At 48.7% G+C, this 23,852-nt stretch carries 21 protein-coding genes; 8 read left to right on the top strand and 13 right to left on the bottom strand.

Features of this window, described 5'->3' with window-relative positions:
- Positions 1-170 precede the first annotated feature (170 nt).
- Positions 171-1,139, top strand: a complete 969-nt coding sequence (pbpG, locus tag BTA51_RS19430; RefSeq protein WP_094710290.1) for a D-alanyl-D-alanine endopeptidase — start codon at positions 171-173, stop codon at positions 1,137-1,139.
- 73 nt (positions 1,140-1,212) lie between these two features.
- Positions 1,213-1,560: a hypothetical protein gene (locus BTA51_RS19435; RefSeq protein WP_094710291.1), complete on the top strand. Its 348-nt coding sequence runs from the start codon at positions 1,213-1,215 to the stop codon at positions 1,558-1,560.
- A gap of 90 nt (positions 1,561-1,650) precedes the next feature.
- Here the strand turns inward: BTA51_RS19435 and BTA51_RS19440 are convergent, their stop codons facing one another.
- Together BTA51_RS19440 and arfB are read right to left on the bottom strand one after the other, a co-directional pair.
- Positions 1,651-2,088, bottom strand: coding sequence for a YiiD C-terminal domain-containing protein (locus BTA51_RS19440; RefSeq protein WP_094710293.1), 438 nt, complete (start codon positions 2,086-2,088; stop codon positions 1,651-1,653).
- 88 nt (positions 2,089-2,176) lie between these two features.
- Positions 2,177-2,590: an alternative ribosome rescue aminoacyl-tRNA hydrolase ArfB gene (gene arfB / locus BTA51_RS19445; RefSeq protein WP_094710387.1), complete on the bottom strand. Its 414-nt coding sequence runs from the start codon at positions 2,588-2,590 to the stop codon at positions 2,177-2,179.
- A 173-nt stretch (positions 2,591-2,763) separates the two neighbouring features.
- Here arfB and BTA51_RS19450 point away from each other — a divergent pair, with 173 nt between their 5' ends.
- Together BTA51_RS19450 and BTA51_RS19455 are read left to right on the top strand one after the other, a co-directional pair.
- A complete protein-coding gene (locus tag BTA51_RS19450) occupies positions 2,764-3,042 on the top strand; it encodes a YebG family protein (protein WP_094710295.1) in 279 nt (92 codons plus the stop codon).
- An 85-nt stretch (positions 3,043-3,127) separates the two neighbouring features.
- Positions 3,128-3,718 (top strand): hypothetical protein, encoded by a 591-nt coding sequence (locus BTA51_RS19455; protein ID WP_094710297.1) that lies wholly within the window; start codon positions 3,128-3,130, stop codon positions 3,716-3,718.
- Positions 3,719-3,749: 31 nt separating this feature from the next.
- Here the strand turns inward: BTA51_RS19455 and fusA are convergent, their stop codons facing one another.
- Positions 3,750-5,795: an elongation factor G gene (gene fusA, locus BTA51_RS19460; protein ID WP_094710299.1), complete on the bottom strand. Its 2,046-nt coding sequence runs from the start codon at positions 5,793-5,795 to the stop codon at positions 3,750-3,752.
- A gap of 256 nt (positions 5,796-6,051) precedes the next feature.
- On the opposite strand from fusA, the gene BTA51_RS19465 reads away from it, so the two are divergent.
- On the top strand, positions 6,052-6,819 hold the full coding sequence (locus tag BTA51_RS19465) for a lysophospholipid acyltransferase family protein (protein WP_094710301.1): 768 nt from the start codon (positions 6,052-6,054) through the stop codon (positions 6,817-6,819).
- Between the two features lie 61 nt (positions 6,820-6,880).
- On the opposite strand, the gene BTA51_RS19470 is transcribed toward BTA51_RS19465, so the two are convergent.
- On the bottom strand, positions 6,881-7,153 hold the full coding sequence (locus tag BTA51_RS19470; protein WP_094710303.1) for a hypothetical protein: 273 nt from the start codon (positions 7,151-7,153) through the stop codon (positions 6,881-6,883).
- 337 nt (positions 7,154-7,490) lie between these two features.
- On the opposite strand from BTA51_RS19470, the gene BTA51_RS19475 reads away from it, so the two are divergent.
- Entirely contained in the window at positions 7,491-7,967 is a 477-nt protein-coding gene (locus tag BTA51_RS19475; protein WP_168188221.1) for an EF-hand domain-containing protein, read from the top strand.
- Between the two features lie 86 nt (positions 7,968-8,053).
- Here BTA51_RS19475 and BTA51_RS19480 read toward each other — a convergent pair whose 3' ends face one another.
- On the bottom strand, positions 8,054-11,617 hold the full coding sequence (locus BTA51_RS19480; protein WP_094710307.1) for an ATP-binding protein: 3,564 nt from the start codon (positions 11,615-11,617) through the stop codon (positions 8,054-8,056).
- A gap of 183 nt (positions 11,618-11,800) precedes the next feature.
- Positions 11,801-12,754: a diguanylate cyclase gene (locus BTA51_RS19485; RefSeq protein ID WP_094710309.1), complete on the bottom strand. Its 954-nt coding sequence runs from the start codon at positions 12,752-12,754 to the stop codon at positions 11,801-11,803.
- Positions 12,755-13,047: 293 nt separating this feature from the next.
- On the opposite strand from BTA51_RS19485, the gene BTA51_RS19490 reads away from it, so the two are divergent.
- Positions 13,048-15,513 (top strand): EAL domain-containing protein, encoded by a 2,466-nt coding sequence (locus BTA51_RS19490; protein ID WP_094710311.1) that lies wholly within the window; start codon positions 13,048-13,050, stop codon positions 15,511-15,513.
- Here BTA51_RS19490 and BTA51_RS19495 read toward each other — a convergent pair.
- The 7 genes from BTA51_RS19495 to BTA51_RS29980 form a co-directional block, all read right to left on the bottom strand.
- Complete coding sequence (locus BTA51_RS19495) at positions 15,510-16,184, bottom strand: HAD family phosphatase (protein WP_094710313.1); 675 nt, start codon at positions 16,182-16,184, stop codon at positions 15,510-15,512. The two genes, BTA51_RS19490 and BTA51_RS19495, sit on opposite strands and share 4 nt — an antisense overlap.
- A gap of 162 nt (positions 16,185-16,346) precedes the next feature.
- The gene (locus tag BTA51_RS19500) at positions 16,347-17,033 is read right to left on the bottom strand and encodes a triacylglycerol lipase (RefSeq protein WP_246841099.1); all 687 of its coding nucleotides are present in this window, start codon (positions 17,031-17,033) and stop codon (positions 16,347-16,349) included.
- 82 nt (positions 17,034-17,115) lie between these two features.
- Positions 17,116-17,958: a CAP domain-containing protein gene (locus tag BTA51_RS19505; protein ID WP_094710317.1), complete on the bottom strand. Its 843-nt coding sequence runs from the start codon at positions 17,956-17,958 to the stop codon at positions 17,116-17,118.
- Positions 17,959-18,149: 191 nt separating this feature from the next.
- Positions 18,150-20,330 carry a VIT and VWA domain-containing protein gene (locus BTA51_RS19510; RefSeq protein WP_246841100.1) on the bottom strand — a complete coding sequence of 727 codons (2,181 nt, stop codon included), beginning with the start codon at positions 20,328-20,330 and terminating at the stop codon, positions 18,150-18,152.
- Between the two features lie 369 nt (positions 20,331-20,699).
- Positions 20,700-21,353: an NAD(P)H-dependent oxidoreductase gene (locus BTA51_RS19515; protein ID WP_094710319.1), complete on the bottom strand. Its 654-nt coding sequence runs from the start codon at positions 21,351-21,353 to the stop codon at positions 20,700-20,702.
- 160 nt (positions 21,354-21,513) lie between these two features.
- A complete protein-coding gene (locus tag BTA51_RS30920) occupies positions 21,514-21,762 on the bottom strand; it encodes a hypothetical protein (protein WP_371333220.1) in 249 nt (82 codons plus the stop codon).
- 191 nt (positions 21,763-21,953) lie between these two features.
- Positions 21,954-22,331, bottom strand: coding sequence for a hypothetical protein (locus tag BTA51_RS29980; protein WP_141215636.1), 378 nt, complete (start codon positions 22,329-22,331; stop codon positions 21,954-21,956).
- A 253-nt stretch (positions 22,332-22,584) separates the two neighbouring features.
- On the opposite strand from BTA51_RS29980, the gene BTA51_RS19525 reads away from it, so the two are divergent.
- Positions 22,585-23,844, top strand: a complete 1,260-nt coding sequence (locus BTA51_RS19525; protein WP_094710323.1) for an efflux RND transporter periplasmic adaptor subunit — start codon at positions 22,585-22,587, stop codon at positions 23,842-23,844.
- Positions 23,845-23,852: the final 8 nt, after the last annotated feature.

Below are 23,852 nucleotides of genomic sequence, written 5' to 3' on the forward strand. Positions count from 1 at the left end.
ATTAAAAGTTCCTGAAAAGTGTGAGGCAGGACGGAAGAATGTTCCGTCCTGTTTTTTCGGTGTCTTGCTTCATTAAATCTCGCTTATATGGCGGTCTTCCGCTTGTTCTTCCTTCTCAAGCCTGTCAGTATGTCTCGCAGTTACATATCAGTTGTTGATGGATTGTCTGGATGGAGACTATAAAAATCCGACTACTTGCAATTTTCTGCCTATTTTTCGCTTCTGTTGTCCATGCGGAAGCTCCTGACTCCCCGGCTCAAAAACTATCTTCCAGCCAGATCACTATGACGGCCAGGCCAGATCCTGCCAATATTCAGCTTGCATCGGTAAAGGCGGCTGTATTTGATCTGGAGAAACGCAAGACGCTCTACAGTAAAAACGCGGATTGGGTTGTGCCGATTGCGTCAATCACCAAAGTGATGACATCCATGGTCGTTCTGGATTCCGGCGAGTCCCTGAAAGAAATTATCACGATTTCCGAACCTGACCGTGAAACGCATAAGAATGCTTATTCCCGAATTCGGGTGGGTTCTGAAATCAGTCGCGGAGACCTCATGCTGCTGGCACTGATGTCATCAGAAAACCTTGCCGCGAATGTCCTGGCCCAGGCGCATCCTGGCGGGATAGAAGCCTTTGTTACTGCGATGAATGCGAAAGCCAAGAAACTTGGTATGAGCAACTCTCATTTCACTGATCCCAGCGGATTATCAGTCACCAATGTATCGACGGCAGCTGATCTGGTTAAAATGATCCAGGCAGCGCTGACCTATGATAAAATTCGCGAATTCACTACCACGACCAGGTATGATGCCCGATTCAGGAACCCCAGATACACGCTGGCATACGGCAATACTAACCTGCTGGTTCGTCGGGACAGCTGGGATGTGAAATTCAGCAAGACCGGCTATATCACTGAGGCTGGGCGTTGTCTGATCATGGTGAGTAATATTGCCGGCAATGATGTTGCCATGGTATTCCTGGATTCATTTGGCAAGCGCAGCCCTATCGGGGATGCCGGTCGAGTGAAGCGTTGGCTTACTACCGGGCAGAGTGGTTCTGTGGCAAAGGCGGCGCGCCAGTATGAACGTGAAAGGATCGCTGAATACGAGCAGAAAACGGCACTAGCCAGCGACTCCTGAACAGGGTGACGGCGGAAGGGACTATCCGAAACAATCCCTGGCTCTTCTTTTTTCCTTTGAGGTACATCGATTAATGAAACTCTATATGCTGGTTGACACCATGGACTGGGATGATGTGGATGAATCTATGACAGCTGCCATTACGGAATGGGCAGGTAAGCAGGGAGAGGAAGTAGAGTTGGTAAACCTGACGGATGATGACACCGGCGAGCGTCATCTGGGAATTAACATCCATGCCAGTAAAGCCGCTCAATTAAGAGAACCTTTGAACTTTCTTTATGGACTGGCCAAAAGCCACAAGCTGGAATTTGTCGTCGGAATATATGATCCGGATAGCCGGGCCATGGAGGATATCTGCTATTTTGGTCATGAAGAAGGCAAACCCGATGCGTTCGAGGTTGCAAACTATTTGTTCATGTGATGGTTCCTATCTATTTATGTGGTAGTTCTGTCTATTCATGTGACGTTTCTGTCGGGCGCGCCGGCCCCGGTAAGTCTGCATAGCGCGTTTTCATCTGGCTATGGCGTAAGAGCCTTCGAATAGCATGGCTTGGTTGTCATCCGCAGTCACGGTGGTATTCAAATGAAAACGTGCGAGCCCTTTGCGCGAAAACAAGCGTAACGCCCTGTCGATTTGTTCCTCTGAGTTAAAAACACAAGTAGCCTCGATATCGCCGTTTACCGGGCGCATAAATCGGGTATGGCTCTCATGAATCATGATGTCCGCCTGTATGTGGCGTTCTTTTGTCATTAAGAACAGAAGCCCCCACCCAGCCAGCACTGCCGTCGAATAAAGACTTCCTCCAAATGCGGTACCTTTATCATTGCGATTGGGAACCAGTGGCGACCGTAGTGTCAGCGACATGCCGTCATATTTCAGGACTTGCAGATTCATGGCCCGGGTAATGGGGATATCGCTGTAAAAGGTATTTTGCAGAAGCTCTATCATAGGTACGGCTCATTACAGATCCAAACGTAGGCAGACCATAAAGGGTTTCCGTGTAACATGAAATAGGAAGAAAGAACGAGTCAGGAGGTTAATCTTCTATCTTTCGCCGCATTGATTTGATCTGGCCACGTTTGGTTTTACTGTCCATGCGCCTGTTCTGAGAAGCGCGAGTCGGTTTGGTGGCTTTACGTTTTTTTTGGACTCTGGTGGCGTCCTGAATCAATCCGATCAGGCGTTGTTCGGCAGCCTGGCGGTTCAGCTCCTGGCTCTTATGCTCCTGGGATTTGATGACGATGACGCCGTCTTGGGTGATACGGTGATCGCTGTATGCCAGAAGCTTTTCTTTGTAAAACTCCGGTAGCGAGGAGGCCTTGATGTCAAATCTCAGGTGAATGGCGCTGGACACCTTGTTGACGTTTTGCCCCCCGGAACCCTGGGCCCGGATGGCGGTGAACTCAAGCTCGCTGTCGGGAATTGAGACGGAATTTGAAATAATCAACATTTTATAGGTTTTGCTATCTTCGGCTAGTTCATTCATTCTCATTATGTCATGAATTGACGCAATGGCTTGACTAATTTTCTGTATATAAATACAGTGTTTGGGCTCGCAACCAATTGAACATCACTTTCAATCAAACCAATGTTGAACAGATTTCATTATGAGGAAAACTAAGTATGGGCGTTGGAGTACTTTACTATTCAGAGCGCGATGCGTTAGAGGATGTCATGGCTGATCCCGAAAACCTCCTGTTTGCATCCAAGAAAGACGCTGATGAGCGTGACAAAATGCTCGAATATTCCGAGGCCGTGCTGATGTTTTTGCAGCGGGAAGTTCCGGATCTTACAGACGATATGGCAGAACAGGTTGCCATGAAGATTGCAGAAAACCGTCACTTGTTTGCCAGGGCAGCCAAAACTCCAGATGTATTGTACGGCGAGTCTGACGACGAATAGTCTCGGTGGAAAATCAGCCGGCAGGTGTTTGTTCTGGTCCCTATCTCGGTCCTGGTCACAAAAACATTGAGGGAACGACACTCAATTGTCTCATTCTATAGATAGCCAAATCTCACCTATTGCCGGTTTAGGTGAGCCTGAGGCGTTTCTGCGGGTTTATATCGCTAATCGGCCGCCACTGTCTCCCTATGATCAGTTGGACCATCTCCGTGTATTGGAATCAGGTGAAATCGCGGATATCGTCGCGAAAACCGGCAATCATTGGCGAAAGATCTTTAACTTGTATGCCAAGCTGGCATTTTTCCTGGATTCTCTCGCAGCCAAAAGCAAAGTCGGTCAGCTTCCTGATAACGGACAGATCGGTTCTGGACAAAACCGCCGTTCGCAAGACAGTACTTGGCAGAACTATCGGGATCATACGCTGCTGCAAAGGGGGAGTGGGCAGGCACTGCTTTTTTCCGCCCCGGTCCTATCGACGCATGCTGTCCACATCATTATGGGCAAACAGCATGCGCAATCGCTCTCAGTGATGACATGGTTTGATGACTGGGAAATCATCAACCCGGATTTCAGTGTCAGTCGCCAGGGACGCATGGTGCTCTGTCCCTATTTTGATTATCGCCAGTTAAGCAACCAGAAACTCGATCTCCTGGTTCAATTGGTGACCTCTCTTTAACCTGACTGAAGTCTGCCCGATTATTGCCGAATTACTCCTCGTGTTTGAACTGACTTACCAGCTTCTGCTGAAGGGGAGGAGGAACAATATCGTAATGGCTGAACTCCATGGTAAATAGACCTTCCCCTCCCGTCATCGATTTCAATTTGGATTGGTAATCCTCAAGTTCTCCCATTGGCACCAGGGCCGTCACAGCGACGCGGTTGCGGGGCAGGGAAGTGCTGCCGTTGATCATGCCTCTGGATGAAGAAAGGTGTCCGGTGATGTCCCCCAGGCTGCTGGCTGGAGCAGTAATTCTAAGGTGAACTACGGGCTCAAGGACTACAGGGTGGGCGGATCTTACCGCTTCCAGGAAGGCTTTTTTTCCTGCGGTTAAGAACGCAATTTCTTTTGAATCCACTGAGTGATGCTTGCCATCATATACCGTGACCCTGATGTCCTGCAGGGGATAGCCGGCAATCGCCCCGGAATCCAACACCTGCCGAATTCCTTTTTCAACACCTGGAATAAACTGAGAAGGAATAGCGCCACCGACAACTTTGTTCTCGAATTCGAATCCTTTGCCTCTATCCAACGGTGCAATCCGCAGGAAGACTTCGCCAAACTGACCGGCACCGCCGGTTTGCTTCTTGTGGCGATGATGCCCGTCCGCCGGTTTGGTGATGGTTTCTCTATAGGCGATGGACGGCGGATGGGTTTTCACTTCTACATTAAACTGCTCCTTCATTCTCTCAAGGACCACTTTCAGGTGCATATCCCCCATTCCATACATCACGGTTTCATTGAGAGAAGCACGGTGTTCAATTTGAAGGCTGGGATCCTCAGCGGACAGTTTTTGCAGCGCCTCAGAAAGTTTCTGTTCATCGCCGCGACGGGTCGGCTCTATGGCAATACCGTAAAGGGGAGGCGGGAACTCGACGGATTTGAGGTGATAGTGATCCTCTTCATTGGAATCATGAAGAACCGCATCAAATTCTATGTCTTCTACCTTTGATACTGCGCAGATGTCGCCAGGTATGCCGAGACTGACTTCCCAGGTCTTCTTGCCCTGTAGTTTTAAAAGATGGGAAACCTTGAACGGTTTTCGTGAATGCCCGATATACAGTTGGGTATTCGGTGAAATAGTCCCTTGGTGAATTCTAAAAATTCCCAACCGACCCACATAGGGATCGACGGTTACTTTGAAAACATGTGCAACCGCGTGTTTTTCAGGGTCAGCCTCGACGATGGCCTTCACGGCATCTTGCCCCTCGCCTTTCAGGAACAACGGCGGATTGCTTTCCAGCGGGGTGGGCATCAGACGGGCAAACACCTGCAGAAGTTCATCGATACCTGCGCCGGTCTGGGCGGAGACAAAGCACACCGGAATCAGGTGTCCTTCCCGCAATGCTTCTTCAAAGGGCTCATGTAGCTGTTCTGGAGTCAGTGCCTGTCCCTGTTCAAGATAGATCTCCATCAATTCTTCATCGACTTCCACGACCTGGTCCACCATCGCATCGTGAGCTTCTTTGACGGATGAAAAGTCAGTGGCAAGAGATTCGTCAGGAGAAAAGAAACAATCCACCACACGGTTGCCGTTATCCGTGGGGAGGTTAATCGGCAGGCATTCAGAACCGAAGGTTTCCTGGATATTGTCCAACAGCTCCGTAAAATTCAGGTCATTGGTATCGATCTTATTGACGATAATCATGCGACAGAGGTTGCGTTGTCTGGCAGCGGTCATGACCCGTTCGGTGACCATTTCCACTCCGGCCTGAGCATTGATGACGATGGCTGCGGAGTCGGCCGCGGGCAGGACGCATAGCGCTCTTCCAATAAAATCCGGATACCCCGGAGTGTCCAGAAAATTAATATGCGCGCTTTCAAAATCGAGGCTGCATACGGAGCTGTATAGAGAATGTCCCAGTTCTTTTTCCTGGGGATCGAAGTCAGTCAGTGTGGTGCCTTTATCCACACTGCCCGCGGAGGGAATCTCGCCCGATCGCGCCAGCAGAGCTTCAAGAAGGGTAGTCTTTCCTGAGCCGACATGGCCGAGAAGTGCAATGTTGCGTATGTTGTCGGTATGGTATTGTGCCATTACGCTGCCCCTTGTTTATTGTCAGGTGTGAGGTCGCAAAGACCCATTGGAGCTTCGGCCAGTCGCCGGACTACTCGCAACTTCTGACTATCTCAACTACAGCGTACTGGCATTTTTAGCTGGATAACTCGTGCTTATATAGTCATTAAAGCAAAAAAGTGCAGTAAGGTGAAAATCGCCAGTGAGTTTTTCGATACTGAAAAGTCTGATAAATTCTGCCGCCGGTGACTGAAGTTAGATGTTGTACAGGCGAATAATGAAAAAAATCATTGGCATAATCTTTTTACTATTTATTACTTTGACCTCGGTAGCTTTGTTTGCCGGCGCTCTTGTCCTCTGGTTGCTCACCCGCTGGTTTGATCATCGTCTGGTCTATCTGCATCGCTATACCTGCTTCTGGGCATATTTGTATGTCTGGTCAATGCCGGCCTGGCAGGTGAGTTTTATCGACAGGCATAAAATTAATCCCCGACGCACTTATGTGGTGGTCTCCAATCACCAATCCCTGCTGGATATATTGGTCGTTTTCGGGCTGTTCTTTCATTTTAAGTGGGTATCTAAAGCAGAAATTTTCCAGGTGCCGTTGATCGGCTGGAATATGGTCCTCAACCGCTATGTCAAATTGAAGCGGGGAGATGCCGAGAGTATCGGACAGATGATGAGTGCTGCGGAGACCCATTTGAAAGGGCAGAGTTCTGTTTATCTGTTCCCTGAAGGCACTCGGTCATTTGACGGTCGATTGAAGAGCTTCAAGCCCGGAGCGTTTATCCTGGCGAAGAAGCTTGGCCTGCCAATATTGCCGATAGTGATCGAAGGAACCACTCACGCCCTGCCCAAACACAGTCTTGAGTTTCACGGGCGTCACCCCATCTGCGTAAAGGTGATGGATACAATTGAACCGGAATCCTTTGCCCAGATGAGTGATACTGAACTGGCTGAATATACCCGTCGGAAATTTGCCGAGGAACTGGCCCGGTTACGTCATACATCGGTGGATCAGGTCGTCGCCCCATGTAATGGGTAAAAGCCAGTCATTCGGGATCAGTCATCGCTTTATCCAGAATCAGTCGTCGCTTTACCCTGAATCAGTCATCGCTGAGTGCTACCCGGTCATAGATTCCCGTGACATTGGAAAAGTGCAGGACCACCGTATGGGCGTAACGCTTTTCTGAATCATGCAGGTGATATTTAAAGCGACTCTGTTTACCGGTTTGAAGAAACGTATCATAGTCCTTCACCAGCTCCCGGACATCGCTGGTCAGTTCAGTGCTCCAGGTTGCTTTAAACGGCCCCAGGACAGCTCCCCCGTCCAGGCAAATAGTCACTTCGTGGTTGGTTAGTGCTTTGTGTCCAGTCATAGGCATTTCCCTCAAGACGATAAAGGTCTTCCTTATTAGTTTAGTGAAACTTTAATTGGTCGGCTGCATATTCCCAGGTTTTGGAAACAAATATTCTTTCTTTAATGTTGCCATTTTGAAACCTGTAACTCTCTGATTTATTTCCGTATTTGCCTGAGGGGGATAGGTATGTTGCGAGTTTGCGACATTTCTCGGGTGAACGGTATAGATAGATATTCATAACCTTATGAAAATAAAGAGAAAATGTTAGTTGGCATCAATGTTGATATGGTCAGCCTGAAATTCGCAGATGGCTTGAGATGGTATCTGTGACAGAAATTTAGAATAGAAGAAGGTAATGACTATGCAAAAGGCGATGAAAAACACCAGTGCCATGATTTTGGCCGGTTCTTTAATGGTAGGCGGTCTGCTAGCCTGTACCGACGAATCTCCAGTCCAGGAAGGAAACCCTCAAGCCGAGGCAGAGCAACAACCTTCTATGACTGAGGAAACTCAATCCTATACTGACACCGGTTCGACGATGAGTCAGGAAGCCATTTCTGCCGAACCTACCGATATGGAGCGCCCTGTAATGGATGATTCCATGTCACCTTCAGAGCGTGCATTTACTGCCCTGGACGCAAACAGTGACTCCATGCTGGACGAAAATGAAGTCACCGTTAATGCCACCATTCATCAGGATTTTGAAGCCATTGATCTGGACCAGAATGGCCTGGTTTCTCTCAATGAATTCATGGTCTATGCCGGTGACGCAACTGCCGCTGGTGCAGAAACTCCTGATCCTGCGGCAGACGCAGCGGTTCCAACTGAGTAATTGACGGCTTAAAGGTCAGGTATTCAGGGATCTAGCCGGAAATCTAGAGTACGAAATACCTGACCAACGCTTCCTCACGGCCGGGTTTATGCGGCCTTTGTCTTTTTGAGCTCCTGGTCCAAATCCTTAATCGCTTGCTCGAAAGCTGTATACCACGTTGTGACGGATTCCTGCTCCTCGTTGGTTGCAAAGGTTTCAATCTGCAGGCAGATATATTGCACCCGGTTACCGCCAATGGTTCCTGTCAGGCCCTTTAACGAATGAGCAAGACGCCTGATCTCTTCGAAATCCATAGAGCCGTAGGCCTCCTGCAGCTTTGCAACTCGTTGGGGTGCTTCCTGCAGGAATAGGCCAATCATTTTGTTTAACACTGCTTCCTTATTGTCCATTCGGTGAAGGGCTCCCTTACTGTCCCAAACCGGCAGAGTACTCAACGATGGGTCGCCTTCATCAGACTCTTGAGTGGACTTTGCTGCTTCCTCCTCCAAGGGAAACGGGGAGGATGTATGCTGGTTTTCAATACCTGGAACCGGCGGCAGCCAGTTGATCAGCTTGGATTTTAATTCGGCCGGATCAATAGGCTTGGTGATGTAGTCATTCATTCCCGCCGCAAGACAACTGTCCCGGTCACCTGACATAGCACCAGCCGTCAGTGCCAGAATGGGAATGTTTTTTAAATGGGAACCAGCCTGCCCCACTCTTATTTTTTTGGTGGCAGTGAAGCCATCCATTTTTGGCATTTGGCAGTCCATGAGAATTAACGAAGGAAGGTTATGCTCATTGCAATCTTTAAGGCGTTCCATGAGCTCCTGACCATTGCAGGCCAGGGTGATGTCAAAGCCGTATTCTTCCAAAAGGTCTTTGACGACTTCCCGATTGATCATGACGTCATCGGCAATCATCAGCCTGACACCCTTATATTCGTAGAGCTTGCTTTCCAGGTGTGAATTCCGCACTTTCTGGCTATTGAAAGGAATTGCCTCCTGATATTGGGCTGGGTAGAACTCCTGAATCATTTGTATCAGATCATAGGGAGATACAGGCTTCATCAGGATGTAAAGACTATCTGAAGTGGCGGGAAGGTCCACTTCATGAACTTGATCACTCATAACGGTGAGCTTTAGCTCTATTCCAATTTCCTGTAGCCGGGTAAGCGGATTTTGATGGCTGGAGCCTTGACTGACGAACTTGTTGTCAATCAGCACAATATCCGGTTTCTGATCACCGTCCTTCAGCTCATTCAAAGCATGTTCAAAAGAGTCTGTATGCCAGGTATGTGCCCGCCATAAGCCAAACTGTTGTTGAAGCGAAGAGGCCAATGTCTGGTTGTCTTCGATGATCCAGATATACTTATCCTCAAGTGAAATAGCCTCCTCCCATGCGGCCTCGTTTTGTTGCCCTCTGCCCAACTGAATCTCTACTTTAAACACCGATCCGGTTGAGGGTGTGCTGTCAACTGAGGCGCTTCCGTTCATCAGGTGGCATAAGTGTCGAGTAATGGAGAGACCCAGTCCTGTGCCGCCAAATTCTCTCGTGGTGCTGTTGTCTGCCTGGGTAAAGGCATGAAAAAGTTTGCGCTGTTTTTCCGGTTTGATGCCAATGCCGGTATCTCTGACGACGATACTGACAGACACCTCCGAATCACCGAGTTGTCTGGTCGATACCGTGACTTCAATTTCACCTTTGGACGTAAACTTGATGGCATTCCCCAATAGATTCATGAGGATTTGTTTTAGCCGATGAGGGTCACCAATGACAAAAGGTTGCTGAACCCCACTGAAGTCGGTAATCAGTTCCAGCCCCTTTTCCTGAGCCTTGAGCGCGACAGATGAGATTAGGGTGCAAGTCGTATCAATCAGGTTGAATTCGATGTACTCAAGATCAAGTTTTCCAGCTTCGATCTTGGAGAGGTCCAGTATGTCATTAATCAGGGCCGACAACGTTTCACAGCTGGCCTCAGCCATGGCCAGATATTTTTCCTGCTGCTCTGAAAGCGTTCCCCGTTTCAAGAGGTTGAGCATGCCGAATATGCCGTTCATGGGAGTGCGAATTTCGTGGCTCATGTTGGCGACGAAATCGCTCTTTAACTTGCTGGCTGTTAATGCCTGATTGCGGGCTTCCTCCAGTTCTGAGGTGCGTTCTTTTACCTGTGATTCAAGAGATGTGTTCAGTTCTAAAATCCGATCTTCAAAGTCTTTACGCTCTGAAATGTCCCTTACCACAATAGCGGCCCCTAGTATTTCCTGATTTGGGCTTTTAATCGGGGAAATGGTTAAAGCGACAACAAATTCAGACTGTTGATCACTGGTCAAAATTTTAGTCTCCACAGGAGGAAGACTCTCGCCCGCCAGAACGCGTTGAATATGATTGAGGTTGAACATTTCAGGATTCTTTACCCTGATAAAGTCAAAGACTCCTCTACCAATGACATCCTGCTCAGATAAGTTGAGCATGTTGGTGGCAGACCGGTTCCAACTGGTGACGGTGCCTTTTTCATCCACCCCGATAATGGCATCGCTCGAACCATTGATCATCGCCTCATACTGTGTCTGTGTTTTACTCAACTCAAGACGGCTGTTCATAAATCGCTGGTAAAAGAAAAGAATGATGGATACGACAATCAGAATTATTGAGACAAGCGCAATGGATGACAGCCGGCGTTGTATTAATGCACTGCCGATAACCTCATTGGACACCATGGAAATCAGAGTGAGGTGCCGATCTTCATCCGGGCGTGATAGCCAGATTTTCCGTTTGAGGTAAAACACGGAGATGTTGTCAGAGGATTTGGCTGTCAGGAGTTTGCCATCCTCGGGAGACTGTTCCTGCTTCTGGGTAAATACATCCTTCCATTTTTGATCTGATCCCAGGTCAAAGCCAAAGTCTTTATCCGGATCCAGGTGCAGCATGAAATGGTCGTGATCGTTCAACAAGATCAGTTGGATATGATTGCCAATATTGTTTTTGAGTTCTTTAAACAGGGGGCGGGCATCAATGTTGATCACGACCATGCCGAACATTTTATCGGGTCCGGAAAATACAGGCACTGTGACACGAAAGGCCGGCACTGGGGGAAATTGAATTTTTCCATACTCCCGGTTGAGTGTAATGTCTGAAACGTAGATCTCACCGGGCTTAAGCTGAAGGGTATCCTGAAAGTAAGGTTCGTTTTGTTTTTCCTGGAGATAGATGCCTTCAACAAGATTGATGTTGCCGAGGTCTCTCTGGGCTCTCACCAGCTCTTTGCCGTTGTCGTCAACTCCGATATAGCGCACCTGAAAGATATTGGGATTATTCTCCAGTAAAGCAACGAAGATAATTTGTAACCGCTTGATCCAGATGTCATATGGCGTTTGATCGTTCGGATCTATACCTCCGTTAGCCTGTGCCCTGACAATGCCTTGAATCGGCGGAGTGGAGTATATGAATCTGGTCTGTCTTTTGGCCCGTTCGATGGCAGAGGACAACTGGTTCGCAGTTGTGGATGTCTGGACGGAGATCAGGTCATTGAATTCTTCCAGGGTTTGTCGTCGGGCGTTCTGCTCAGACAGAACAACCAGAATAATTCCGACAATAATCAGGAAGGAGAAAGAGATCAGAAGAAAGCGTCGAGAGCCGGTATCCTTGAGTTGACGATTTTGGCTAACCATATCGTTTCCCTACCTGAGCTACCTACTGAGGTAGCAGGTTTCCGTTCAAAGAGTGATCAAATAGGCTGGTAACAAAGAGCATAGCAGCAAATAGTCTATTTGCTATGTGGGGCCTTCGAATTTGCCGCAAGTGCAATATTCGACGCACGAAAGTTGATTGAGGTTTCCACTGTCCGGAACGGATCAAGCGGCCATTCTAAAACAGTTTCTTCCGCCTTCTTTCGCTTGATAAAGTTTCTGGTCTGCAATGGCGAGCAGCTCATCTACCTGGAGTGTTGTGGAGTCTGTAATTGCCACTCCAATACTGATGGTGATGTGTCCAAAAGACGAAAGTCCGTGTGGCAAAGACAGATTTCTGATTTCTGCAAGAATATTGCCTGCGAGGTGCGTGGCTCCTTTGGGGTCTGTGTCCGGTAGTACACAGGCGAACTCTTCCCCTCCATAGCGTGCCACAATATCCAAAGGCCGCATCAAAGAACCTTTCAATGTTTGCGCAATCGTTCTCAGGCAGTCATCCCCTGCAAGGTGACCATAGTGGTCATTGAATTTCTTGAACCAATCCACGTCTATCAGCATCAGCGAAAGTGGGGTTTGGTTACGTCGAGACTGACTTAACTGCCTGGATAGGTAATCATCAAAATAGCGTCTGTTATATACACTGGTCAGGCCATCCAGGTAAGCCATCTCCCGTAGTGCGTCTCCCTGGAGTTTTAGTGTCAGCAGTGCCTTGGCTTTATGGATGAGGGTGGGAGCGTTGATGGGTTTGGCAAGGATGTCCATGCCACCCGACTGCCAACATTTGTTTTCTTCCTCCGGGCTTGAGATTGCGGTGACGAAAATGACGGGTATATGGTGAGTATCAGGATGTTGCTTTAGTTTCTGACAGGCATCGTAACCACTCATGTCCTCCATCATGACATCCATCAGGACCAAATCGGGGGGATTCGTCAGGCAAATATCGAGTGCAGTCTTTCCCCCACTGGCTTCCACTACACGAAAGTGGCCTTCCAGGGTAAGTCTGAGCAGGGTCCGGTTAAACTCTTCATCGTCCACAATCAGAACAGTAGTCTGGCTGAATGGCCGGAGGGGATGATGAAAAATACCGCCGCTGGCGTCTGTCGATTTTTCGAGAGTCATCCATGGTCCTTTTGGAAGTCGGTCCTAATTAGCCACAGTATTCCGGTTAAACAAAGAGTATTCCGATTAAACAAAGAATACACCGGTTAAGCAAAGAGTATAACGGTTAACCAGAGAGTATGATTGTTAATCATAGAGTATAGCTGATAACCATAGTACAACTGGAATGTAAGGCAACTCTGCTTATCGTGAATGCGGCAATTTGTCCTTGAAATCTAGGGGATCTCAACAATACTCAATCCATCGGGAGTCGGATTTCGTAGTCTGTTTACAGAATAATATGGAAATTCATCATGCTGTTCAGTAATCGCATTGAAAGTACCCCTCGCATTCTGCTTGTTGACGATGAACCTTCAAATTTGATGCTGTTGGAGGAAGCGCTCAGTGAACTAGGCTCCATATACTGTGCCCGTAATGGTAGTGAAGCCATTACCATGGCCAAGGAGCTGTCTCCGGATATCGTCTTATTGGACATCGACATGCCTGACATGAGCGGATTTGAGGTATGTCAGCAATTAAAGAACGATTCCCGCACCGTTAATATTTCCATTATCTTTGTCACCTCTTATCAGGGCGATGAGGTTGAAGCGGCTTCTCTCGAAAATGGGGGAGTCGATTTCATCACCAAGCCGGTCAACTTCAATACGTGCCGCCTGCGAGTCAAAAACCAGTTATTGATACAACAGCATGCCAAGTCACTGAATCAGGCCAAGGAAGAATTGCAGCGGCTGGTGACTCAGGTCCCTGTGCAAATTACCTACTGGGGAGCCGATTGGAAGAATCAGTTCAGCAATGATTACAAGGGATCCTGGTTTGGTGTCCCGTCTGCGAAAATGGCCGGAAAGCATATTGCTGAGGCATTCCCCGAGTCCCTCAGCGAAGTGATTCTCAGCTTTATGCAAAAATCTGATGCCGAGTCAGAACAGTTTCAAGGTTCATACGTCAGAGAAGGGCAATCCACAAAGTTTGTTCAAATCAGTGTGTCTAAAAGTATTCAAGACGATGAGGTGATCGGCTATCTGCTGACAATGGTGGATATCACTTCCATCAAGTTGACAAAAGCAGCTCTCTACAATGAAAAGGAGCGTCTCAGAATTACGCTTAATTCTATTGGGGACGCCGTGATTGCGACTGACACACAGGGAATTATCACATTTATCAATCCGATTGCTGAGAGGATGACCGGCTGGCATTCAAGAGATGCGATTGGCAGGCCGGTGGAAGATGTCATGAATCTGATGGATGCGAATACACATCAGATCAGCCTGAATCCGATACGGCTGGCTCTTGATGAAGAACGTATCGTTGGAATGGCCATGAATTGTCAGTTGCTCAGCCAGGCGGGGGATTCATATCGGGTGGAAGATTCTGCGGCGCCGATCCGCGATAGCGACGGCAGTATCACTGGAGCCATCATCGTTTTCCACGATGTCAGTGAAGCGATTGCCATGTCCGTCAAGATGAGTCATCTGGCGAACCACGATCAACTGACGGACTTACCCAATCGTATCCTGCTGCATGATCGTCTTGAATACGCCTGCAAGTTGGCAAAATACACCAACAAGAAAGTCGCGACTTTTCTCATTGATATTGACCATTTTAAATATATCAACGACACACTCGGCCACTCTATCGGCGATCAGCTGATTAAGCAGGTTGCCGGCAGAATCAGCAGAATGATTCACGCGAATTGCACGCTGGCGCGGGTGGGGGGCGATGAGTTTCTGTTGTTGGTGCCCAATTTTGAACACCTGGAAGACGTGCAGACTGTGGCCAGCAATGTGACGGGGGCAATGCACAAGCCGTTCACTTTGGGAGGCCATGAATACAATGTCTCGGTCAGTGTCGGTGTGAGCGTTTTCCCTGATGATGCGACAGATCAGGAAACCATCATGCGTCACGCTGACGTCGCCATGTATCGCGCCAAGCAGGAAGGGCGCAATCGATACTGCTTTTTCTCTGATGAGTTGGAACAACAACTCATGGAACGCCATCATCTGGAAATCCAGTTGCGCGAAATTATCGCTAAGAACCGAATAGAGGTCTTTTTCCAATCGAAGGTAAGACTGTCTGATGGTGCGGTGGTCGGTGTCGAGGCTCTGGCGCGAATGCCGGCGGAAGGTGGAGGATATATTTCCCCTTTGGAATTTATTCCTCTGGCAGAAGAAACCAAGCTGATTGTTCCTTTGGGGCAACAGATTCTCTTAAAGGCATGCCGTTATGCTGTGCGCTGGAAAGAGATCGGTAAAGAAATACCGGTATCTGTGAATGTGGCTTCCGCACAGTTTGCTGAAAGCAACTTTGTTGAAACGGTCGAGAACGCGCTGAAGGAATCGACACTCGCCCCTCATCTTCTGGAGCTGGAAGTCACCGAAACTGCGTTGATGGATGATACCGAGAAAGCGCAGAGCACTCTGGCAATTCTCAGTGATCGAGGTATAAAAGTGGCGCTGGATGACTTTGGAACCGGGTATTCCAGTTTGTCTTACCTGAAGAAATTCAGAATGGATGTTCTGAAGATCGATCAGTCTTTTGTGCGGGACATGCTAACGGATAATAACGACTACGATATCGTGAAGACCATTGTCTCTCTGGCCAGTTCGATGGACCTGGAACTGGTTGCCGAAGGCGTTGAGACAGAAGGTCATGTGAAAGCGCTGATGGCTCTGGGGTGCCCTGTTGGCCAGGGCTACCTGTTCAGCAAACCAATACCGGCGGATGAATTTGAGAAGTATCTTCTGGATACTCCCAATTCCTAGTGCGAGCCCGCCCTGACCGCTGAAAAACTCTGTATTAAGCGATTCAACTCCCTCATGTCGTCAAACGTTGCCGCGGCACCTGCAGCGATCTGGTGTTCAGCAATCATATCTGCGCTGTAGGCGAAGACGGTCATTCCGGCGGCGGTCGCTGCTTTGATGCCGGCGGGGGAATCCTCAACCACCGCACACATTGACGCAGGAACTCCCAGCAGCTCAGCTGTATAAAGGTAAATATCCGGCGCGGGTTTAGGACGTTCAACATCCTCCACACAAACATAATGGTGAAAGTATTGATTGAGCCCGGTCTGTTCCAGCTTGTACATCAACTCCCTGCGCATTGCGTTAGTGGCGGTTGCTTTCGGCAGGGTGAGGGCGTCCAGGGCTTCCTGGATATAGGGAATCATCGGCATTCCCTGTGATACCTCTTCCAAAAAACCTTGCCGCAGGTTGTCGTGGAATCCGTCAGGAAGCGGAGCGCCCAAAAGTTTGCTGGCAGTAACTAGGTTGGCGGCAGTTGTATGACCGGTAAAGTGAAAATGCAGTTCCTGGTCGTCCAGGTGCAGGTCCAACCCGGCCAGCATGCGTTTCCATACCCGGTTGGCCAGGCGTTCGGTATCAACGAGAACACCATCGCAGTCAAAAATGACAGCTTCAAAAGGATATTGCGACATGGTGAAACCTTCTCTGGTGAATAGCTTTCTTTGGTAAACAACTTTCTTTGCTAAACAACTTATCTGGGATAAATTGAAAAGCAGAGGGCCTGATATAGGCTCCGATAAGCAGGCTATTGTACACGGACTTGCGTGGGAGTGATGGGGTGTTCGCCTAAAGAGTTAGAGGGCATTAACACTGTGGAATCTTCCATACTGAAGAAAATTCAGAACTTCGTTGATAACTTTTGGATGGTTCATTATCAGGGGGTGGGTTACCGGAAGCGTCATATGCTCCTTCATGCCAGACAATTTTGTGCTGGCCACGGTGACCTTGCCGTCGTTTTCGCCCGGTAAAAGCGTGGAAAGTAAAAAATTTATGCTCCTGTTTCCTGCGATGATGGCTGTTTCATAAGACACTCCCGGCAAACAGTTCGGAATGCTTTCTGCTTGGGTTCCAAGCTGCTGGCCGGCCGGGCCATTGATGTATTTAAACGCAGGCATCCATCCGAGCTTATCCACCACCTGACTTCCCTGATTGGGTGGTGCGAGCATGACAACTCTTCCTACATTCTGCAGTGGGTGATGGTGCAGATACTGCCTGACAAGGATGCCTCCCATAGAGTGGGTGACAAAGTGAATGCGTGAGCAGTCCCGGCACTGGGAAACCGCGTGACCAACATAGGTTTCGGCAAGTTCCGGAATGGGAAAATGCCTTGATGGGTAACCCTGATTAAGGACAATGTAGCCGCTTTGGCTCAGTGCATTTTCAAGCTTTCTCATCGAACGCGGTGTTCTGGCAAGACCGTGTAATAGAATCACGGCTTCTCTTAGTGGCAGGCTATGGGGGATACGGTTCTTGTCGATCACAGGTTTTCCCATTTTGTAGAATTGTTAAGACGAAGTCTCTTGCAATCAGGGGGCTGAGGAGCCCCCGTATTTTCTTTATTGATTAGCGATCCCCAAAGACGGTCGTCCAGTAGTGGGGGTAGTCAGCTTGCGATGTGCTGATTTTCTCAGCACCGATTTCGGTATAGCCGGATCTCATAATGTTGGAACAGTGTCCCGGGCTTTTGAGCCATCCTTCCATCACCTGCTGCACGGACGAATATCCGGCGGCGATATTTTCTCCTACCAGGCGATAGTTGTAGCCCTGTGCTCGAACACGGTCGCTCACCTGGGAACCATCTGAACCGGTATGACTGAAGAAGTTGTTATCCACCATATCCTGGGTATGCTTGGTCGCAGCGGCTCCCAATTTACAATTCCAAGTTAAGGCCGGAGCGGCTTCGTAATAGGTTCCGCCACAGCTTCGCCCCTGGCTACGGGCGTTATTATGTGCAGTAAGCAACTCCTTCTGGACATCGGATAGGGTGCAGTCACCGGGTGGATCTCCGCCATCATCGTCGTCTGTCACATAAGTTGCTTTAAGCTGCATGCCCCCGTAGTCGTCATAGCCGCGTAGCATGATGTGGTATTTCCCTGCCTTGGGAGGCTTGAAGGTACAGGTTTCCTGGTTGCCCCATTCATAAGGGCGACAATCAAATACGCTGGTATTGGGAGTACGGTTGTAGGCCACATAGAGATCCGCGTCTCCAGAGCCACCTGAAATCTGCACTACCAGACTGATAGATTTATCCGGAACCTCAATGTAGTAAAACGTTTCGCTTCCTCTGGAGCCGGAAAGATCCTCAAGTGGAACGCCGTTTTCTAATGGAGTATCAGCCTGTGCCTGAAAAGACATGCTGAGTGAGAGAGTGGTGATGGTCATAAACAGCCATGGATAGTGGTTCATATGCTAAATCCTTTTTTGCTCGTGACACTCATGTTGGTGGTTTGTAACCACTCACCATCATTGTAATTCAAATAATAAAAGGATTCGAAAATGACAAAAGTTATCTATTGGAATGGAAAAAGCTATCTATTGGAATGACAAAAGCTATCTACTGAGTTGCATGGGGCAGGTGATGCTGCCCCATTTCAGGATCAATGAGGCTTTCTGAAATTCATCGTGGCGGTCCATAGTAAGGCCAGGGCTGCGATAACCCACAGGTTCATGCTTCCACCTCCACTGCTACCCCCACCGCCACTCCCGCTGTGACTGGATCTGGATGAAGAAAAGGCCGGTTGCTGAGTGTCCACTCTGGTGGATACAGCAGGTTGTGATGCACGCTGTGTCCTGGCTTTTTCCTCTTCCTCTATTCTTTTACCAATGTTGCGTTCAATGCCATAGTCCTTGAATCGGTCTTCTTCCAGGACCAGCATGGAGGTGTAGTCTGTCACCAGACCGAATTCCTTGGCGAGATCCACGACGGCATCCTTACGATCTGCATCTTCCCCAAACTCTTGTTGCTCTGCCATCAGGTGATCAATCTGGGCAAAAGCCCAAAGACGCTCAAGTTCAGGATGGGCTGTTTGATCCTGGATCGGGAATTCGGAAGTATAAGTCACTGGCTTACCGGAGCGTTTTCCGGATAGCGTCACTTTCATCTTGCTCTGACTAAGCTTGCCCTGATCAAAGCTGTTCTGATTATTAAAACTGTTCTGATTATTAAAACCCCTGTTATTAAAATAATGTCCAAAGATGATGAGCTGCTCACCCCGATACAAGCTTTTGGGTTCTTCGGGAAATATATCGCTGGTTTTGACCCCATCGATTTTGACTTCCACATCATGAAGAGCTTCGTGAGTGACTTTGCTGGAGGCTTGCAGCAGTTGCCCGACAATATCATCACTGCTACTGATGTTGATCGCGAAGCCATGACTGTGTTTGGCCAGAGCATCGAGCAGGGGGCGGTTTGCTGAGTTGCCCATGACGAAGGTAAATAACCGCACATCCTGTTGCCGGATCAGATCGAGAAAGGCCTTTTGCCGGGTTTCTCCCACGTTCGCAACGCCATCGGTCACCAGCCAGATGGCAGTCGTACGGTCGGCATCCAGATGTTTCAGACCGAGACGGATTCCATCCATCAGATTAGTGCTTCCCTCTGCGGTAGTGCCTTCAATCAATTGGGCAATACGCTTGAGATTTTCCGGTGTTGCCTGTTGCCAGCCATTGCTGATTTCCTGGGCGGAATGATTAAACATCACCACTCTGATCCGGTCGTTGGCATTGAACTTTGCAAAGCCTTTGCGGACGCCCTCTATCAGGGTGCTGTATTTTCCACTCATCGAACCTGAACGGTCGAGGACCAATACCCAGTCTCTGCCTTCGTTGATAGGGGCCAGATCATCGCCGGGCGTCAGCGTCATCATGAAGGCGCCACGGCTTTGTCCGGCGGGTTTGTAAGTCACCAGATCTATTGCGCCGGGCAAGCCCTGTTGAAGCCTCCAGTACACGACGATATCTTTGTCCAGTCGATAAACTTCCTGTGATCCTGACTCTGATCCAGTCGGCGCCATGGAGGCATTCGGAATACCGGTCTCTGTTGCCTCTTCTGCCTGGCTTGAAACCGTCGAGCTGCCGCCGGCATCGATGTTGACCAGCCAGTGTTGTGAGTCCATACGTGTAATGGCGGCTTGAGGATGTTGTGGCAGGCGGAAGGCGTCAATTGGATACCCACTTTTCATTTCCAGATTGAAATTGAACTTCTCCCTTACGCGTTCGTCCGCCGTCCAGAATGCCAGTTTCTTTTCATCCACACCGCCTTCTTCCAACGGATAGACATAGCGGCCAATCCCTGTATCCACCTGTATGGGCTGAAAATAAACCAGCCGGATGCGGGTATCCTGCAGGGGCTGGACCTGACTGATCGATATGTCGAAAGTCTTGTAGCTGTCCTGCTCGGTCAGGCCGGCATCCCGCCCCTGGGATTTTTCCTGTTCATAGATCTCTCTGGCCTTTTGTTTTTCCACTACCTCACCGTGGATAGGTTGACCATTGATCCAGTAAGTAAATTGTCCCACGGCGGCTTTTTCCGGCACGGGGAATGAGTAGATCGCTTCGAGTGGAATGTTGTTCGGATTGTGAAAGACCTGGTCTATGGTGGTGATTGCATAACCGCTTTCGATCGTCACGTTGACTTCATGAGAGCGCATTTCCAGGTTCGGCAAATGGCTATTAGTGGGTTTCAGCAGCCCAGCGGCGTTTGCCCAGGCCGGCAGGAAAACGGTCATGACCAGCATAATGACGAATCGCATTGGGCTGATCGATGTTGATGTGTCCATAGGATTTCACCTTTTATTGTCAGGTTCCTCGCCGTTGTGCTTCAAGCAACGTGGCTCCAAGCTCATGGGACAAGATGGTGACTAAGGTGAGACTTTGATTAAATCAATTTGAAGCAAGTATCGAGTTGTAATACTTTTAGATCAGAATGCCGGGACTGTTTAAGTTTCTATTGTTGTTCTTTAGCTGTTCTTCAGTTATTCATCGGGTGATGAATATTCTGCGGGAACGGTCTGAGGGAGGTAGCGAAGTATTAGAGTGTTGATGGTTAAGGACAAAGAGAAACCGGCTTGGTGATCAGTTTCTCTTTTATCGTCGATCCTATTTAGATCTGAGTCAAACCAAAGTCAGACCAGAATGATAACTATCAATCAGGCTGGAGAGCTTGCCCGGGGAAAGCGAATAAACATTTTATCTCGGGGCCAGCGAACTTTCTTCATCCCTGCCAGCCAGTCAGCGTTGGTGTTACGGTAGCCCAGCGGCAACAGCAGAACGCTGCGTAAACCTCTTTCTTTTAGCCCTAGCAGTATATCCAGCTCCTTTGGATCAAATCCTTCCATTGGCGAGGCATCCACCTGTTCCGCGGCAGCGGCAGCGATGGTGGTCCCAAGAGAAATATAGGCTTGTTTAGCCGCCCAATGAAATCTTTCTTCATTCGTTGCAAAGCTATTCACAGCGCCAATGATGGTGTTTTTATAATCCTCCATGGAATCAGCGCTGATGCCTCTTTCCAAGGCAGTTAGATCGATGAATTCTTCGACAAAATGGGTGTCCACAGAATCCATGGCGGCGAATACCAGCAGGTGCGAGGCTTCCATGATCTGTGGCTGGTTGTAGGCCACCGCGCTGATTTTTTCACGTAAGGCTTCATCTTCGATGACCAGTACAGAGTATGGCTGTAAGCCGTAGGAAGAGGGGGCCAGCCGTGCCGCGTCCAGAATTCGGTTAAGTTTTTCCGTTGGTATTTTGTGTCCGTTCATACGTTTGGTGGCATACCGCCAGTTCAGCGCTTCAGTGATGTTCATAGGTTTTTCCAGCTAATTAACGTTGTGATTGAATCACCCGATAGATGTAGGTTGATCACTCTATATGGTGAAAGGCTGTGTTAAGAATCTTGATATAAAGATAATATTGAGAATCTTAACGTAAAGATAAAATGTTGCCAATAGGGAATATTAATGGACGCTATTCGGAAGCTTTATCGTAAAAGCCGCTGACCAGGTCATTCATATACTGCTCATACAGGCCGGAATCTTTGAGTTTTTCGAATCCCTTGTTAAACAGAAACAGCAATTGCAGGGATTCAGTCCTTGTTTTGGGGAATAGAAGGCTCATTGGTTGTATGATTAACGGGTGTGGGTCATACATCACCATACTGGCTTCTGCGGGATCAAACTTTGCGCGGAGCAGACTTAGCCCTGCAATCCTGCCCATTATGCTGAGATCCACGCGGCCGAGAATCAACATCCTGAAACTTTGCTCATCTTCGGGGACTGTGTCGACAGATAATTTGTTTGAGTCCGCTGCTTCCCAGAACTCTTTTGTATAGGTATAGCCGGCAGTGGCGCCAATCTTAAAGTTTCTCAGATCGTCTATTGATTCCCAGTGTGTGAATGCGCTGGATTTCAGATGAAAGAAAACCGTTTCTTCATGGATGATTGGAGTGCTGCAGTAAAAGTCCTTCTGGCGGTCTTCGTCACATGCCCAATAGGAAGCAGCATGATGTTCTCCCAGCCGGGCCAGTTCATAACTTCACTTCTTGCCCATGGGTAATAGTGATACTCCACCCGAATGCCGGCTTCTCTGAAAGACTCGGTCACCACATGGGAAACGATACCTTCAAAAGGTAGCTGTTGTGAGGTCCAGGGTGGGTACTCGCCGGTGGCAATTGAAATAGTTTCTATATTGGCAGGATCGGATGAGGCTGCAGACTCACTGCTGAGAATGGCCAGCAGTATCAATATTATGGGGAATCTCAGGGAACATTGGTGTTTCAGTTCCATACATTCCCTTCCATAGATCACTCTGATTTGAAGTATAGAACCTTTCCAATTTTCCGTAGGTGGTCCCATACGGTATTTATCCCATTTCCGGGATTTTGTTGGTTCCTATATCTGTTGCTTTCCCATTATTGATATTCCGAACTTAAGGAAAGAAGAGTAAAAGCTTTTTAAAACAATGCATTAAATCGTTGGCATTGCTCTTGCTATTTCCTTCGCATAAATCATTTTTCTATAAATTGGATCGGTACACTTCATGGATATAAAGCGCATCGACAAACCCCGGAATCATCGTCACTGGTGGCTGGCCTGCCTGGTCTTGGTTGTCATTTCGTGCTTGGCGGTATTGATGAGAAATCTGTCTTTTGGCGGTTACGAAGTCCCTGCTTCCCGTGTGCTGATCGGAGAGGTCAAACAGGGAAATATGGTCGTGGAGATCAGGGGAAACGGTATGCTGGTGCCAAAGCATTTCAGCTGGATCGCATCCAGTGTTGAAGGCCGTGTCGAGACTGTGCAGATAAAGGCTGGTGACAAGGTGAATGCGGGAGACCTGATCGCTGAGCTGAAAAATCCTGAACTGGTGCAGAAAACGGAAGAGCTGCGTTGGGACATTGAAGCCGCAGAAGCCGAAATGACCGCCCTTGAAGCCCGCCAGCAAAGCCAGATCCTGGACCAGCAGGCGATGATCCTTGAGGCGACCCACGATTATGAACGGGCTCGTCTGCAATTTGATGCTGAGGCGGTATTACTCAAGCGCAATTCCGGTTCTGTGTCAGTATTGGACTATCAAAGTTCAGCACTCGATACGGAACAGTTGCGTGAGCAGAAGAAGATAGAGCAGGAACGGCTCGCCAAGTTGATATTGACCCAGAAGGCGGAATTCAAAGCCGCCCAGGCCAGGATTAACCGGTTGAAGAAAACGCTGGCCAGATCTGAAGCGTTGGTCGCTGCAATGGCGATAAAAGCCGACAGGGCGGGGGTGATTCAGTCCGTGAATCTGGAGGCCGGGCAACGGATATTGCGGGGTCATAATATCGCTAAAATAGCTGCGCTGGATGAGTTGATTGCTGAACTGAAAGTTCCCGAGCGCCAGATCAAGAACATTTCCCTGGGGCAGCCTGTGGTCATTGACACCCATGCCACCCGGATACGGGGGAATATCATCCGAATTGATCCCATGGTCGTCAGTGGCACCGTTCAGGTGGACATAGAGTTTGCCGACCCTTTACCCGAGGAAGCCCGTCCTGAATTCAGTATTGAAGGCACCATTGAAGTTTCTCAACTGGAAAATGTGATGTATGTGCCGCGTCCTGTATTCGCCCAGAGTAATGCGCCGGGCAGTGTCTACCGGCTTGCACCGGATGGGCACACGGCTGAAAGGGTGTCCGTTGTTTTTGGATTAGGATCTGCCGACAAAATTCAGATTATCAGTGGCCTCAATGTGGCCGATCGCATCATACTGTCCAGCGATAGTGCCTGGGAGCACATGGACAGCATTCGTTTAAACCGTTCATGAGGGAATCA

This window comes from Hahella sp. CCB-MM4 (assembly GCF_002260525.1).
Classification (GTDB): domain Bacteria; phylum Pseudomonadota; class Gammaproteobacteria; order Pseudomonadales; family Oleiphilaceae; genus Hahella.